The sequence below is a fragment of the Streptomyces sp. NPDC059897 genome (assembly GCF_042730865.1).
Lineage (GTDB): Bacteria > Actinomycetota > Actinomycetes > Streptomycetales > Streptomycetaceae > Streptomyces.
In genome coordinates, this window is the sequence record NZ_JBHWKQ010000001.1 from 528,764 (window position 1) to 542,674 (window position 13,911).

The 13,911-nt window shown below is 71.5% G+C and carries 15 protein-coding genes; 6 read left to right on the plus strand and 9 right to left on the minus strand.

Features of this window, described 5'->3' with window-relative positions; all coding sequences use genetic code 11:
* The first annotated feature begins 2 nt into the window (after positions 1 to 2).
* The 3 genes from ACFV9W_RS02540 (at position 3) to ACFV9W_RS02550 (ending at position 3,519) form a co-directional block, all read left to right on the plus strand.
* The gene (locus ACFV9W_RS02540) at positions 3 to 1,430 is read left to right on the plus strand and encodes a cytochrome P450 (protein WP_385754760.1); all 1,428 of its coding nucleotides are present in this window, start codon (positions 3 to 5) and stop codon (positions 1,428 to 1,430) included.
* Positions 1,431 to 1,519: 89 nt separating this feature from the next.
* On the plus strand, positions 1,520 to 2,767 hold the full coding sequence (locus ACFV9W_RS02545; protein WP_385754761.1) for a cytochrome P450: 1,248 nt from the start codon (positions 1,520 to 1,522) through the stop codon (positions 2,765 to 2,767).
* Positions 2,764 to 3,519, plus strand: a complete 756-nt coding sequence (locus ACFV9W_RS02550) for an enoyl-CoA hydratase/isomerase family protein (protein ID WP_385754763.1) — start codon at positions 2,764 to 2,766, stop codon at positions 3,517 to 3,519. Before ACFV9W_RS02545 ends, ACFV9W_RS02550 begins: the two co-directional genes overlap by 4 nt.
* Positions 3,520 to 3,568: 49 nt before the next feature.
* Here the strand turns inward: ACFV9W_RS02550 and ACFV9W_RS02555 are convergent, their stop codons facing one another.
* From ACFV9W_RS02555 to ACFV9W_RS02595, 9 genes are all read right to left on the minus strand, one after another.
* A complete protein-coding gene (locus tag ACFV9W_RS02555) occupies positions 3,569 to 4,348 on the minus strand; it encodes an SDR family NAD(P)-dependent oxidoreductase (RefSeq protein ID WP_385754766.1) in 780 nt (259 codons plus the stop codon).
* Positions 4,345 to 4,707 carry a hypothetical protein gene (locus ACFV9W_RS02560; RefSeq protein ID WP_385754769.1) on the minus strand — a complete coding sequence of 121 codons (363 nt, stop codon included), beginning with the start codon at positions 4,705 to 4,707 and terminating at the stop codon, positions 4,345 to 4,347. The genes ACFV9W_RS02555 and ACFV9W_RS02560 overlap by 4 nt, the downstream gene beginning before the upstream one ends.
* Positions 4,708 to 4,755: 48 nt before the next feature.
* Entirely contained in the window at positions 4,756 to 5,901 is a 1,146-nt protein-coding gene (locus ACFV9W_RS02565) for an acyl-CoA dehydrogenase family protein (RefSeq protein ID WP_385754772.1), read from the minus strand.
* A gap of 125 nt (positions 5,902 to 6,026) precedes the next feature.
* On the minus strand, positions 6,027 to 7,529 hold the full coding sequence (locus ACFV9W_RS02570) for an ATP-binding protein (RefSeq protein WP_385754775.1): 1,503 nt from the start codon (positions 7,527 to 7,529) through the stop codon (positions 6,027 to 6,029).
* A 6-nt stretch (positions 7,530 to 7,535) separates the two neighbouring features.
* The gene (locus ACFV9W_RS02575; protein WP_385754778.1) at positions 7,536 to 8,168 is read right to left on the minus strand and encodes a response regulator transcription factor; all 633 of its coding nucleotides are present in this window, start codon (positions 8,166 to 8,168) and stop codon (positions 7,536 to 7,538) included.
* A 127-nt stretch (positions 8,169 to 8,295) separates the two neighbouring features.
* Entirely contained in the window at positions 8,296 to 8,904 is a 609-nt protein-coding gene (locus ACFV9W_RS02580; protein WP_385754781.1) for a nuclear transport factor 2 family protein, read from the minus strand.
* On the minus strand, positions 8,901 to 10,163 hold the full coding sequence (locus tag ACFV9W_RS02585; RefSeq protein WP_385754784.1) for an amidase: 1,263 nt from the start codon (positions 10,161 to 10,163) through the stop codon (positions 8,901 to 8,903). Before ACFV9W_RS02585 ends, ACFV9W_RS02580 begins: the two co-directional genes overlap by 4 nt.
* A complete protein-coding gene (locus ACFV9W_RS02590; RefSeq protein WP_385754787.1) occupies positions 10,160 to 10,453 on the minus strand; it encodes a hypothetical protein in 294 nt (97 codons plus the stop codon). The genes ACFV9W_RS02585 and ACFV9W_RS02590 overlap by 4 nt, the downstream gene beginning before the upstream one ends.
* A complete protein-coding gene (locus ACFV9W_RS02595) occupies positions 10,450 to 10,989 on the minus strand; it encodes a flavin reductase (protein WP_385754788.1) in 540 nt (179 codons plus the stop codon). The genes ACFV9W_RS02590 and ACFV9W_RS02595 overlap by 4 nt, the downstream gene beginning before the upstream one ends.
* Positions 10,990 to 11,140: 151 nt before the next feature.
* Here ACFV9W_RS02595 and ACFV9W_RS02600 point away from each other — a divergent pair, with 151 nt between their 5' ends.
* From ACFV9W_RS02600 to ACFV9W_RS02610, 3 genes are read left to right on the plus strand one after another with little or no spacing between them, the layout of a single operon-like run.
* On the plus strand, positions 11,141 to 12,439 hold the full coding sequence (locus ACFV9W_RS02600) for a Rieske 2Fe-2S domain-containing protein (protein WP_385754791.1): 1,299 nt from the start codon (positions 11,141 to 11,143) through the stop codon (positions 12,437 to 12,439).
* Complete coding sequence (locus ACFV9W_RS02605) at positions 12,432 to 12,950, plus strand: aromatic-ring-hydroxylating dioxygenase subunit beta (protein WP_385754795.1); 519 nt, start codon at positions 12,432 to 12,434, stop codon at positions 12,948 to 12,950. The genes ACFV9W_RS02600 and ACFV9W_RS02605 overlap by 8 nt, the downstream gene beginning before the upstream one ends.
* Complete coding sequence (locus tag ACFV9W_RS02610) at positions 12,947 to 13,900, plus strand: PDR/VanB family oxidoreductase (protein WP_385754797.1); 954 nt, start codon at positions 12,947 to 12,949, stop codon at positions 13,898 to 13,900. The genes ACFV9W_RS02605 and ACFV9W_RS02610 overlap by 4 nt, the downstream gene beginning before the upstream one ends.
* Positions 13,901 to 13,911: the final 11 nt, after the last annotated feature.

Here is a 13,911-nt window from a genome sequence, read left to right on the forward strand (position 1 = left end):
GCATGTCCCAGCCGACCGACCCCCGCTCGATACCGCCCGGCTGCCCCGCGCACGCACACGGTGGCAACGTCCAGCTCTACGGGCCCGACTTCGCGGCGGACCCCGAGGCCTACTACGCGCACCTGCGCGCGCAAGGCCCCAGCGCCCCCGTCGACATCGCCCCCGGCGTCGAGGTCGAACTCGTCACGGGCTACGACGCCGCCCTGCACATCCTGCAGAACCCGGCCGCCTTCCCGCGCGACTCGCGCCGCTGGAACGCGCTGGCCGAAGGGCGCGTGCCGGCCGACAGCCCGGCCCTGCCGATGATGGCCTGGCGGCGCAACGCGCTGTTCGCCGACGGTGCCGACCACGCCAAGCTCCGCCAGGCCGTCACCGCCGCCCTCGACACCGTGGACGAGCGGGCCCTGATCCGCCAGACCCAGAAGTCCGCCGACTATCTGATCAGCGGGTTCAGCTCGGACCGCCACGGCCGCGCGGAGCTCATGGCCGAGTACGCCGGCCCGCTGCCCCTCCTGGTCTTCTCCCACCTCTTCGGCTGCCCGCCCGAGATCGGTGACCGGGTCATCACCGGGATCAGCGGCATCTTCGAAGGTACTGCCGGCGCCGACGAGATTCTCGGCCAGGCGCTCGCGGAACTGATCGCGCTCAAGCACCGCCGGCCGGGCGAGGACCTCACCACCGAACTGATCCACCAGCACGCGCTCCTCACGCACGATCAGTCCGAAGCCGACGAGGCCGTGCTCCAGCAGCTCGTCACACTGCTCTCCGGCGGCACCGCGCCACTCGCCGCGGCCATCGGCACCAGCAGCGCCCTCTACCTCGGCGAGGACTGGCCCACCGGACTCCCTGTCGAGGACGCCGTCTCCCAGGCCCTGTGGAACTACGCACCGATCGCCAACTACGCCGGCCACTACCCCGCCACGGACATCGACCTCGGCGGGCGGACCGTACGGGCCGGCGACCCGGTGCTCATCTCCTTCGCCGCGGCCAATACGGACCCGCGGCTGACCGAACACCGTGCCCAGCTCAACTCGAAGGCCCATCTGGCCTTCGGCGCGGGCCCCCACGCGTGCCCCGCCAAGGACCCGGCCTTCATGATCGCGGTCACAGCGGTCGAGTGCCTGGTCAACCGGCTGCCCGACATGGAACTGGACGACGCCTTCACGGCGCTCGGCTGGGTTCCCTCGCCGTGGAGCCGCGCACTGAGCGAGCTGCCCGTCCGCTTCTCCCCGCGATCCGCCCCCATGGCCCCGGCACCGTACGAGTCCGCGGCCCCCGTGGTCTCCCAGCCCACGCCCGACCTCCAGCAGCCCGCCGCTCAGCCCACCGTCGCCCCTTCCCTCGGCAGCGCTCCTGAGCCCGGCCCGCAGCACAAACCCCGCAAGGGAGGACTCTTCAGCCGCTTCGTGGCATGGACCAAGGGAGAGTGACAGAGGCCATTCCACTTTGCTGCGGTGCTATTGGATACTCAAATGATCTTGCGGGTATCGATGACGACTGATGCTCGGGAAGGAGCACAGTGGGAATCGCCTTGCTGCCGCAGGATCTTCGCCGCGCCGCCGCCAAAGTCTTCTCGCGCCTGCGCACCCCGCAGGGGCAGGCGGACCCGTTCCCCTTCTACGCCGAACTCGCCGCCCCAGGACCGGTCAGCCCCGCCCCCTGGGGTGGCCACCTCATCACCGGCTACGCCGAGTGCGACCAGGTCCTGCGCGACCGCGACTGGCTCGAACCCGACCGGTCCTGGCGTGAGAAGCAAGGCCAGGGCACCCGCTGGACGGCGCCCTCCGCGCAGGAGATGAGCCACACCCTGCCCACTCTCAACGGACCTGAGCACAACCGAATACGCCGGGCGGCCGGCGGCTTCGACCGCACCGCCATCAGCCGCCTCGCCCCCGTGATCACATCGGCCACGGACCGTCTCCTGGACGCATTCCACGAGCAACTCCGCTATGGAGAAGCCAACTTCGCCACCCTGGTCGGCGAGGAACTGCCCATCGCCACGGTCGGCCACTGGCTCGGCCTGCCGTGCGCCGACTGGCCCCGGCTGCGCGAGCTCACCCACGAGCAGGTGTTCACGCAGGAGCTCTTGCCCACGGCCAGCCAGCTCGCCCGCTCGGACGCCGCGACCGTGGAACTGCGGGCGTACTTCACCGACCTCGTGCGGGCTCGTCGCGCCCGCCCGGGCGACGACCCGGTCTCGCAGTGGATCCGCACCTGGGACACCCTCGAAACCGACCGTGACCAGGCCGACCACCAGGTGTACCACCTGGCCCGCTTCGTCCTGCTGGCCGCGCTGGAGACCACCGCGACCCTGCTCTCGCAAGCGGTCCTGCGCCTCGTCGAACACCCCGTGCACTGGGACGCGCTCACCGCCGACCCCGAGCTGGCCCCGGGCGCTGTGGAGGAGAGCCTGCGCTACGACCCGCCCACCCACGTGATCAGCCGCGTCGCCGCCCACGACACCGTCCTGGCCGGCCAGGACATCCGCGAGGGCGAGATGACCCACCTCCTGATCGGTGCGGCCCACCACGACCCGCACCGGCACCGGAACCCCGCCGCCTACGACCCGCGGCGCACCGCCGGCCATCTCGCCTTCAGCAGCGGCGCCCACTACTGCCTGGGCGCCCCCATGGCCCGCCTCGAAGCACAGACCCTCATCACCCACCTCACGCGGCGCATCCCCCGCCTCACCCTCGTACGCCCGCCCACCTGGGCGCCCCGCGTCGCCTTCCGCCGCCTCCTGAATCTGGACCTCGCCCTCACATGACCGACCACCCCCAGCCCTCCGACGGTTACAAGACCCTCCGCGTCGACCAGGACGGCCCCGTCCTGAACGCCCGGCTCCACGCCGGCCGCCCGGACGCCGTGCTCGACGTCGCCGCCATCGACGATCTCCTGAAACTGCTCGACAGCCTCACCGAGCGCACCGACGTGAAGGTCCTGGTCCTGTCCTCGCTGTCCGCGGACTTCTGCCTGGGCGCCGACCGCACCGAGTTCGCCGAGGCACGCAAGGCCGACCCGTCCGGTGCGGCCCTGCGCCGCATCGTCGACAAGGGCTACCGGTTGTGCCAGGCCCTGGAGACCACCGATGCCATCACCATCGCGCGCCTCAACGGCCGGGTCACGGGCGCCGGCCTCGCGCTCGTCTCCTACTGCGACCTTCGGGTCGGCGCCGACACCAGCCGCTACCGCATGCCCGAAGGAGTCCTCGGGCTCCCGCCGGCCTGGGGCGGCGCCACCGGCCGCCTCATCACCGAGGTCGGGGTCTCGCGCATCCGCGAACTGATGCTCACCTGCCGAGAGTTCGATGCCACCATGGCGCACCGGATCGACCTCCTGCACGAATCCGTGCCCGAAGAGGACCTCGACCGCACGGTCAACGCCTGGACGCGCCTGCTCGGCCGCCGCTCGCACGAGTCCATGATCGCCGCCAAACGCATACTGACCGGCTACGCCCGCGCCGACCGCACCGCCGACCTGGGCCCACTCGACGCCAATCTCCTCACCGCACACCTGTAGCTCAGGACGAGTTCGTTTGTGGGCACCGGTCGACCGCTCCCGGCCGTGATCACCGCATGAACAGCCCCCCGTTCGCGTCCCAGCACGCCCCGGTCACCGTGTCGGCGTGCTCCGCGGAGAGCAGGACGACCATGTCGGCGATGAACTGCGGGCGGCCGAGGCGGCCCACCGGGATCGCCGCCTCCACCTGCGCGAGCTTCTCCGGGGCCACGGTGCGGCGCACCACGGGGAGGTCCTGCGGGCCCGGCGAGACGGCGTTGACGGTGACGCCGCGCGGGCCGAGGTCGCGGGCGAAGACCTTGGTGAGGGTGGCGACGCCGCCCTTGGACGCCGCGTAGTGCGCGCCGGTCGCCGTGCCGCCGTTCTGGCCCGCGAGCGAGCCGAGGTTGACGATGCGTCCGTAGCCGCGCTCGGCGAAGTACGAGCCGAAGACCTGGCAGCCGAAGAAGGTGCCGTGCAGGTTGGTCTCCAGCACGGCGGCGAAGCTCTCCGGGGTGATGTCCATCAGTGACTCGACCTTGGAGTGCCCGGCGTTGTTCACGAGGACGTGCACCGCGCCCCAGCGTTCGACGAGCCGGTCGCGGGCGCGGGCGAAGGCGTCCTTGTCGCGGACGTCGAGGGCGAGGCCGACGGCGTTCTCGCCGGTGGGGTCGAGTTCGGCCGCCGCCTTGGCCGCGGCCTCCTCGTCCAGGTCGGTGAGGGCGACCCGGTACCCGTGGTCGTAGAAGCGCGCGGCGATGCAACCGCCGAGGCCGCCGGCCGCCCCGGTGACCAGGACCACGCGGTGCGCGTCGTCCTCCCAGCGCTCCCCCGTGCCCTGCGGGCTCACTTCGTCACGTCCGGGAGGGGGCGGCCGACGCGGGCCTCGATCTTCATGTACCGCCACAGGCCGTGCTCACCGACCTGCACGGTACGGAAGAGGTTGCAGGCCGCGGCGACGGTCGGCTGGTCGACGACGTCGGCGAGGACATAGCTGGTCCAGGGCCAGGAGCCGGAGGGTCCGACCATGTGCTGGTCGTCGTCGATGGTGCCGATGACCTGGACGCCCGGCAGTTCGTGCAGCTGGCGCAGCATGCTGGTGAAGCCGTCCCAGACCGCCTTGCCCTGCCCGGTCGGCAGGTCGAAGAAGTTCTGGTTGACACCGATGCAGAACAGCACGCGCAGGGGTGCCTGGGGGGAAGTGGACATGGTGATGTCACCTTTCGTGAACAGAAGTTGGGAGCAGGCCGGACTGGGTCAGATATAGCCGGGGAACGGGTCGACGCCCATGAGCACCGCGCCCGCCCCGTCGTACAGGCCCTCCTGGAGGAAGGCGTGCTGCGGCACCACGGAGGCGTCGCGCAGGTAGCGCTGCATCGGGCTGCCGTCGGCGATGGCCCGGATGCCGGCGAGCTGGTAGGCGGTGCGGGCGACGTCGAAGGAGTCGTGCGCGAGGGTCGTGGAGGCGAGGCGCAGCAGGCTGGCCTGGTGGGAGGTGGCCGGGTCGCCGCTCAGCACGGTCTCCCACACCTCTTCGGTGATCTCGTAGAAGAAGGCGCGGGCCGAGCGGAGGCGGGCCTCGGCGCGGCCCACCGCGATCCGGTACGCGGCGCGGTCCGCGGCGACCGGTCCCCCGGTGTAACTGGCGCGCCCGCCCTCCGTGATGACCTGGTCGAGCGCGGCCCGTGCCACGCCGAGGCCGACGACGGCGAGGACCTGCGCCGCGTACGGGACGGCCGGGTAGCGGTAGAGCGGCTCGTCGACGGTGGGCTCGCCGCCGCGCACGAAGGTCCACTCCTCGGGCACGACGACGCCGTCGACGGCGAGGTCGTGGCTGCCGGTGCCGCGCATCCCGATGACGTTCCAGTTCTCGACGATCTCGACGTCCTCGGGGCGCAGCACCGCGGTGCGCGGCCGGCCCGTCCGGTCCTCGCCGGCCTTGATGCCGACGCCGAGGACGTCGGCACCCTTGCAGCCGCTCGCGAACTTCCAGCGGCCCGAGACCCGGTAGCCGCCGTCGACCGGTTCGGCGCTCTGCACGGGGAAGAGGCCGCCGGCGAAGGCGACGTCGGGCCCGTCGGCGTAGAGCCGCTCCTGGGTCTCCAGGGGCAGCGCCGCGAGGTAGATCAGGGAGGAGCCGAAACTGGCGACCCAGCCGGCCGAGCCGTCGACCCGGGATATCCGCTCGATCAGTCGCAGGAATTCGGCGGGCGGCAGCGGTTCGCCGCCGAAACGCCGCGGGGCGCTTGCCCGGTAGAGGCCCGCCTTCTTGAATTCGGCGATCATGTCGCGCGGTACGTGCCGCGCGTTCTCGAATTCCGCCCTGCGCTCGGCCACCAGGTCAAGCACGTGCTCGAAGGCCGCGCCGGTGGCGGTCGAGGGCGGATCCAGTGTCTGTGTCATGAGTAATTCCCCTGCCTGGGCTGCGAGTTGATCGCTCGAACTCGATGCACCCATAACGCTATGCGGGCGGCGGTGCGCCAACAATTGGGAATGGGCGGCGCCGCGTAGGGGATTTCCCTGATCGTTTACGGGGTCGTGGCCCGCAGCGGCAGCCGGAAACGGAAGACGGTGCCGCGCGGGGAGTTCGGGCACGCCTCGATGTCGCCGCCGTGGCGGGTGACGATGCGATGGCTCAGGGCGAGGCCGATGCCGTGCCCGTTGCCCTTCGAGGTGAACACCCCGTCGAAGATCCGCCCGTCCGACGAGGCCGGGAGGCCGCCGCCGGTGTCGCGCACCTCGACCACCGCGCGGTCGCCGTCCCGGCGGGTGGAGACGGTGACCTCGCCCGGTTCGTCGGGCCAGCGGGCCATCTCTTCAAGGGCGTTGAAGGCGAGGTTCATGACGACCTGCCCGATGAGCACCTTCTCGCAGCTGACGGGGAGGTCCGCGGCCGTGCGTTCCCAGCGCACGGCGACCTGGTGAGCCCTGGCCCGTACGTGGACGAAGTACGCGCAGTCGGCGACGATGTCGTTCAGGTCGACGGCCCGTTTCGCGTCCTCCAGGCGCACCACGTAGGCGCGCAGGCTCGACAGGATCGTGGTGGCCCGCTCCAGTTGGCGGGCGGCGTGGTCGAGGCCCCAGCGCAGCGGGGCGTGTTCCGGGGTGTCGTCGATGCGGCCGAGGGCGCCCGCGACGAAGTTGTGGGCTGCGGCGATGGGCTGGCTGACCTCGTGGGCGATGGCCATCGCCATGTCACCCATGGCGTTGTAGCGGGCGAGGTGGTTGAGGTACTGGGCGTCGCGCCGGTGCTCCTCCTCGGTGTGCACGGTGTCGGTGATGTCGTGGAAGAGGAGCAGCAGGCCCCGCAGGTCGTTCTCGATGTCGATGTACTGGCAGCGCGCCGCGAACCAGCGGTCGGGGCCGCCGCCCGCCTCGTCGGACACCGAAAGGCGGTAGCGGGTGTCGGTGGGTCGGCCTCCCCGTGAGGTGTCCTTCAGGACGTCGCGCAGGACGGCGGTGGAGTCCGCCGCGAGGAACTCGGTGAAGTCCGTGCCGAGCATGTCGTCGGGGTCCCGGTCGAGCAGGATGCCCGCCGATTCACCGGCGAAGACGATCCGGCCGGCGTCGTCGAGCACCACGATGCCCTCGTCGAGGTTGCGCAGGAACGCCTGCAGCCTGGCCTCGGTGCGGGTCAGATCGCGGCGGGTGGCCTTCTCCTCGGCGATGTCGCGGAACTGCACCATGACGACGGGCCCCACCGACAGTTCCACGCGCACGGCGAGTGCCTCGCTGAGGATGTCGGTGCCCGTCTTCGACCGGTAGCACCACTCGATGCGGCTGCGGCCCTGGTCGGCGGCGCGCTGCAGCCAGGCGACGCCGATGTGCCGCGCGTACTGCGCCGCGTTGGAGCTCATGTCGGGGGCCTTGAGCGGCTTGAGCTCGTCGAGGGTGAAGCCGAGCGCGGTGCGCGCCGCGGGGTTGGCCCACAGGATGTCCTTGGTGCGGGCGTCGTGCACCAGGACGCAGCCGTCGATGGCCTCGAAGAGGCGGGCCAGGTCGGGGCAGGCGAGGTCGGCGGTGGCGGGCATCGGATCTCACACCTCCTCGGGGCGCAGTCCGCAGCGCATCATGTCGCCGATGAGCGCGCCGAGGGTGTCGGCGTCCGTCTTCTCGCGGATGCGTGCCCGGTGGGCGTCGACCGTCTTCAGGCTGATGCCGAGCTGCCGGGCGATCACCTTGCTGGGCACACCCTCGACGACCTGGCGCAGGATCTCGCGCTCGCGCGGGCTCAGGTGGGTGATCCGCTCGCGCAGGGAGCGCTGCTCGGCGCGGCGCGCGTAGCGTTCCCCGGCCACGCGGAGGGCGTTCTGCAGGATGTCGAGCAGCCGCTGGGGGTCGTAGGGCTTCTCCAGGAAATCGACGGCCCCGGCCTGCAGGGCGCGTACCGACATGGGGATGTCGCCGTGCGCGGACACGAAGACGATGGGCAAGGCCGCGCCCCGGTCGTTGAGGAGTTCCTGTACGTGGAATCCGCCGATGCCCGGCATGCGTACGTCGAGGACGAGGCAGGCCGGGCGGTCCGGGTCGAAGGCGTCGAGGAAGGCGTCGGCGTCGGTGAACCACTCGGTCCTGATGTGCACGGACTCCAGCAGCCAGGCCAGGGAGAGGCACAGCTGCTCGTCGTCGTCGAGCACGTAGACGAGGTCGGCCGCCGGCTCACCTGTCATGATTCCTCGCTTTCGTCGTGTGTACGGGCCTCCGGCCGCGGGCGGCCGAGGACCATTCCCCCTGCGAACACGGCGAGCACGGTGTGCCAGATCCTTTCATCGAGCCGCGTCCTGCGGAAGAACACGATCACGGCCGCATCAGCACGGAGGCCGACGGATGGCTCTCGGCGAAGTTCCCGGGCAGTGGCGCGACGAGCACGTTCTCGGTCCGGGTCCGGGCGATCCGCCACGTGCCGTCGTCCTCGCGCCGGAAGGCGTTGTTGAGGCGGCTGGAGCGCAGCAGCGCGGTGCCGTCGGAGTAGAGCCAGGGCTGCATGTGGATCCACTGGCCGGTGGCGGTGGCGCCGTCGACGTGGATCTGTTCGGACGTCAAGTAGTGGGCGTTGAGGACGAGTTCGGGGTCGTGGCGTTCGCCCCAGAACGCCTCGAAGTGGGCCCGGACCGCGGCGTGCCCCTCGGCGCGGCCGAACTGGCCGTCGTAGTACTCGCCGACGCCCTCCCACACGGCGTCCTCGGCGTACAGCTCCATGATGAGGTCGATGCGGTGCGTGTCGTCGCGCACGCCGAACTCGGGGCACGGGGTGTCGCACAGGAACATGTAGCGGGCCTGGAGGCGCCGGATGTCGGCCTCGGCCTCAAGGGTCTCGATGCGGCCGACGAGGGCGGCGAGGGTGTGCGGATCGGTGTGCGTGGCGGCGTGTGGATCGGTGTGCGTGTTGGTGTGCGTGTCGGTCATCGGTGGGCGCCTTCCGTGGTGTCGGGCGTGGTGAGCGCGGACTCGATCCAGGCGCCGTGCGCGAGGAGCGCGGATTCGGCGCGGGCCGGGCCGACGGCCTGGATGCCGAGCGGCAGTCCGTGCGCGTCGCGCAGCCCCGGCACGGTCACCGCGGGGAGGCCGAGGGCCTGCCAGGCGCGGCTGAGCACGGGGTCGCCGGTGGCGTCGATGCCCTCCGGTGCGGCACCGAGGGCGGCCGGGCCTACGACGACGTCGTACGTGGCGAACAGTGCGGCGACGCGGGCACGGGCCTGCTCGACGGTGCCGCGGGCCGCCGCATAGTCGGTCCCGGAGGTCGCGGCGCCGGTGTGCAGCAAGTTCCGCAGGGGCTCGCTCAGCCGGGCGGACAGGTCGAGCTCCGCCGCGCGTTCGCGGGCCGCTTCGTACGCCATCACGACGGGGTGCGCGGCGGTGACCTCCGCGATGAGCTTCTCCTCCGGGAAGGGCTCCACCACGGCCCCGGCGGCGGTCAGCCGTGCCCGTGTCGTCTCCACCGCCTCCCGCATCGCGTCGCTCACGTCGGCGAACTCGGCGCCCCACAGCAGGACGCGCGGCGGCGCCGCCCGCCCTGGTGTCTCGCCGGTGAGGGCATGCCAGGCGACGGCGAGGTCGCGGACCCCGGCGGCGTAGAAACCGTGGCTGTCCAGGCTGGGGCTGAGGCCGACCACTCCGTCGACGGGGAAGCGCCCGTGGGTCATGACCAGGGCCGCGACACCGCAGAACGCGGCGGGCCGGGTGACGGAGGCCGCCGTCTGGGAGCCGATCGCGAGCGGCACGTGTCCGGCGGCGACGGCCGCCGCCGAGCCGCTGGACGAGCCGCCCGGGGTGTGTCCGGGGGCGGCGGGATTGTGGGTGGGTCCGGGCGCGAAGAAGGCGAACTCGGTGGTGACGGTCTTGCCAATGACATCGACGCCGGTGTCCCGCCAGGCCCGCACGATCGCCGCGTCGGCCGTGGCCGGCGGGCTGTCGGCGCGCAGCCGCGAACCGCAGCGGGTGGGGTGCCCGGTCACATCGATGATGTCCTTGACGCCGAAGGGAACTCCCTTGAGCGGACCCGTGGTTGGCGCGGGCTCGCGAACCGGCGCGACCCACGCCCGTACCTCGGACTCCGTCTGCGCGATGCGGGCCTCGGCGCGGGCGCGCGCCGCCGCCGCGCTGGCGCGTCCCGCCGCGAGGTCGTCGACCAGCTCCCGCAGGGACCAGGGCTGCCACAGGCTCATGCGTTGTCCTCCCATTGCGCGTCGGCCTCCCAGTAGTCCATCCCCGCCGCGCTGACCGCATGGCGCCACGGGGAGGTGCGCCGCAGCGTCGGTTCGACGCGGGCGGTGACGGCGTCGGCCGCGTCGGGGCCGTCGGCGTCGACGGTCCAGTGCACCCAGCCGAGTTCGCGCCCCTCGGCGTCGTGGGTGAACAGGTCGACGTGCCGCCATCCGTAGTCGAACGTGTCGTTGTAGCAGGTCAGCGTCATGCGCCGGCCGTCCGTCGGCGCGCCCCGCATCGCGCCGGTCACGCGGTCAGCGACGTGGGGATCGAGTGGAACTGGCGGCGGAAGTAGACGAGCGCCCCCGATCCGTCCTCGCCGACGAGCACCCGCTCCGCCTCGATGAACATCACGGTGTGCGAGCCGCGTACGGCGGTGCCGGTGACCCGGCCGACGACCGAGGCGGCGGAGCCCTTGAGCACCGGGACGCCGGCCAGTGTGTGGTCCCATACGTCGCCGCAGGCCGCGAAGCGTTCCTCGGCGGGCACACCGCCCGCGAAGGCCTTGGCGACGTCGGCGTGGTCGGGTCCGAGGACGTTGACGCAGACGCGGCCGTTCTCGGTGAACAGGTCGTGGCTGCGGCTGGACTGGTTGATGCAGACGAGCATGGTGGGCGGGTCGTCGGTGACGGAGCAGGCCGCGCTCACCGTGATGCCGGCGCGGCCGCGCGGTCCGTCCGTGGTGACGATGTTGACGCCTGCGGAGAGGTTCGCCATCGCGTCACGGAACGAGAGTTGGTTCGGGGTGAGTCGGCCCACCGCTGCCCTGCGAGTCACGGGTGTCATGGCTGTCACGGTAGGACGCGGCGGGCGGCCCGCGATATCGAGAGTTCCTTCGGGGCGCCTCAGGATTTCCCCTATTCCGGGCGAGGCCATTCCCAATTGGCCCGCCCCCGCCACGGTTCTAGCGTCTTGGGCATCGAACGACGGAGGCACGATGACGCTTGAGTTCAGTGCGGACACCGTCCACGACCTCGCCCCGCACGATCTGGTGGGCGAGGACCGCGTGGCGGGGCGCATGTACACCGATCCCCGGCTCTTCGAGCGGGAGATGACCGCGATCTTCGAACGGACCTGGGTGTGGGTCGCCCACGACAGTGAGCTGCCGAAGGCGGGCAGCTTCAAGTCGACGTACGTGGGCCGGCAGCCGGTCATCGTGACGAAGGACCGCAAGGGCAACGTCAACACCCTGCTCAACCGCTGCCGGCACCGCGGCGCGAGCCTGTGCGAGCAGCGGACGGGCCAGGCCAACGGCTTCACCTGTCCGTACCACGCCTGGTCCTACGGCCTGGACGGCAAGCTGCGCGGCATCCCGTACCCCGACGGCTACGAAGGCGTCGTCGAGAAGGGCGAGTTGGGGCTGCGCAAGCTGCGCACCGAGTCGTACGCCGGCATGATCTTCGCGACGTTCGCGGAGGACATCGAGCCGCTGGAGGACTTCCTCGGTGATGTGAAGCTGTGGATCGACCGGTTCATGAAGCAGGGCGGCGGCTATCCGGTGAAGGTGCTGGGCACCCACCAGTTCCGCTTCCGCGGCAACTGGAAGATCCAGCTGGAGAACACCACCGACGGCTACCACTTCCCGATCGTGCACCGCTCGTGGATGGCGTCCGTGGACGCCGAGACGGCGGACATGATGTCGTTCATGACCGACCCCTCGGCGGTCACCCACGACCTGGGCCACGGCCACAGTGTCATGCAGATGGTGCCCGGGCACGCGGACCTCGACGCCGACGACGGCACGGAGCCGCTCCAGCCCCGATTCGACGGCCTGGTGGACGAGTTGAGGTCCGCGGGACTGGACGACACGGCCGTCCGCAAGCTGGTGCGGGCCGTGCACGGCACCGGGTTCAACCTCAACCTGTTCCCGAACGTGTCGATGTCCAACTCGTTCCTGCGGGTGCTGCGCCCGCTGTCGGCGAACGAGACCCTCATCGAGCACGTGGCCCTCGGCCCCGACGGGCCGCCCGAGGTCGTCGACCCGGTCAACCGCGAACGGCTGCGCATCCACGAGCACTTCCAGGGCCCCTTCGGCTTCGGCACCCCCGACGACGCCGAGGGCTGGGACCGCGTCCAGCGCGGCGCCCAGGCCGCGCCCGACATGCCGATCCTGGTCAACCGCGGCCTGTCCCGCGAGACACCCAGCCCCGAGGGCTGGCCGACCGCACATGTCACCGACGAGACCGGCATGCGCGCCGCGTACGCGCAGTGGAAGGAGATGATGCGCGATGACTGACACCCTGGCGACTCCCGCCGAGGGCCTGCTCGGCCTGTCGGACCCCCGCGTGCTGCGCGCGATCTCCCTCGTCTGGCACGAGGCCGACCTCCTCGACCGCGGCCTCTACGAGCAGTGGCAGCAGCTCTACACCGACGACGCGCACTACGTGATCCCGATCGACCCGGACACCGAGGACTTCGCCGGCTCCCTGAACATGGTGTACGACGACGCCCGTATGCGGCGGATGCGCGTGACCCGGATGACCGAGGGCTACGCCATCGCCGCGGTCGACGCCGCGCGCACCGTGCGGACGGTGTCCCGTTTCGTGCCCGAGGAGGTCAACGACGCCGAGGTGACGCTGCGTTCGGCGCAGGTGCTCGTCGCGTACAAGCGGGGCCGGCACGACCTGTGGGCCGGCGAGGTCACGCACCGGGTCCGGCTCTCCACCGAAGGGGACCGCATCGCCCTGAAGGTCGTACGCCTCGTGGACAGCGAGGACGCCGTACCGGCGGCCGGGTTCCTGCTGTGAGCGTCGAGGTCCGGGTCCGTGAGGTGACCGAGGAGACCCCCGACATCCGCGCGCTGCGGCTCGTGCGGGCGGACGGCGCGGCGTTTCCCGCGTACCCGGCGGGCGCGCACATCGACGTGAAGGGCCCCACCGGCGTGCTGCGCCAGTACTCGCTGTGCGGCCCGCCGTCCGACCCGTCCTCGCTGCTCATCGCGGTGAAGCGGGAACCCTCCTCGCGCGGCGGCTCGCTGGCCCTGCACGGGGTGGCCGAGGGCGACCGCCTGGAGATCGACGGCCCGCGCAACCTGCTGCGCCTCGCCGAGGACGCCGACCGGCACGTCCTGGTGGCGGGCGGCATCGGCATCACGCCGCTGCTGAGCATGGCCTACGAACTGCACCGCACGGGCGCCGACTTCGAGCTGCACTACTTCGCGACGAGCCGCGAACAGGCCGCGTTCGTCGACCTGTTGGAGCGGCGCGTCGAGTTCCCCGACCGGGTGCGGCTGCACTTCGGTACGGCCAGGCCCGAGCGGCCCGCACTGCTCGCCGCGACGGCCGCGGGACTCACGGGCGCGTCCCATGTGTACACATGCGGACCCGACGGCTTTATGCGGCAGGTCACCGACGTCTTCGAGCCGGTGGTCGGCGCGGCACATGTGCACATCGAGCACTTCGAGGCCGCCGAGGTGGACACGAGCGCCGACCGGGCGTTCACCGTCGAGCTGGACACCGGCGAGGTCTTCGAGGTCCCCGCCGACCGGTCGATCCTCTCCGTCCTGGAAGAGGGCGGCATCGACGTCTTCAAGTCCTGCGAGGAGGGCATCTGCGGCTCCTGCGTCTCCGGCGTCCTCGAAGGCACCCCGGACCACCGCGACAACTGCCTGTCCGCCGCGGACAGGGCGGCCGGCACACAGATGGCGCTGTGCGTGTCACGGGCCGGGACGGAGCGGCTCGTCATCGAGCTGTACTGACCGAGCCGTAC

Bases quoted from the DNA above. Each gene is read 5' to 3' on its own strand.
- ACFV9W_RS02585 (WP_385754784.1), bottom strand. From the start codon at position 10,163: ATGAGCCTGTGGCAGCCCTGGTCCCTGCGGGAGCTGGTCGACGACCTC.
- ACFV9W_RS02540 (WP_385754760.1), top strand. From the start codon at position 3: ATGTCCCAGCCGACCGACCCCCGCTCGATACCGCCCGGCTGCCCCGCG.
- ACFV9W_RS02580 (WP_385754781.1), bottom strand. From the start codon at position 8,904: ATGACCGACACGCACACCAACACGCACACCGATCCACACGCCGCCACG.
- ACFV9W_RS02550 (WP_385754763.1), top strand. From the start codon at position 2,764: ATGACCGACCACCCCCAGCCCTCCGACGGTTACAAGACCCTCCGCGTC.
- ACFV9W_RS02595 (WP_385754788.1), bottom strand. From the start codon at position 10,989: ATGACACCCGTGACTCGCAGGGCAGCGGTGGGCCGACTCACCCCGAAC.
- ACFV9W_RS02605 (WP_385754795.1), top strand. From the start codon at position 12,432: ATGACTGACACCCTGGCGACTCCCGCCGAGGGCCTGCTCGGCCTGTCG.
- ACFV9W_RS02600 (WP_385754791.1), top strand. From the start codon at position 11,141: ATGACGCTTGAGTTCAGTGCGGACACCGTCCACGACCTCGCCCCGCAC.
- ACFV9W_RS02565 (WP_385754772.1), bottom strand. From the start codon at position 5,901: ATGACACAGACACTGGATCCGCCCTCGACCGCCACCGGCGCGGCCTTC.
- ACFV9W_RS02560 (WP_385754769.1), bottom strand. From the start codon at position 4,707: ATGTCCACTTCCCCCCAGGCACCCCTGCGCGTGCTGTTCTGCATCGGT.
- ACFV9W_RS02570 (WP_385754775.1), bottom strand. From the start codon at position 7,529: ATGCCCGCCACCGCCGACCTCGCCTGCCCCGACCTGGCCCGCCTCTTC.
- ACFV9W_RS02575 (WP_385754778.1), bottom strand. From the start codon at position 8,168: ATGACAGGTGAGCCGGCGGCCGACCTCGTCTACGTGCTCGACGACGAC.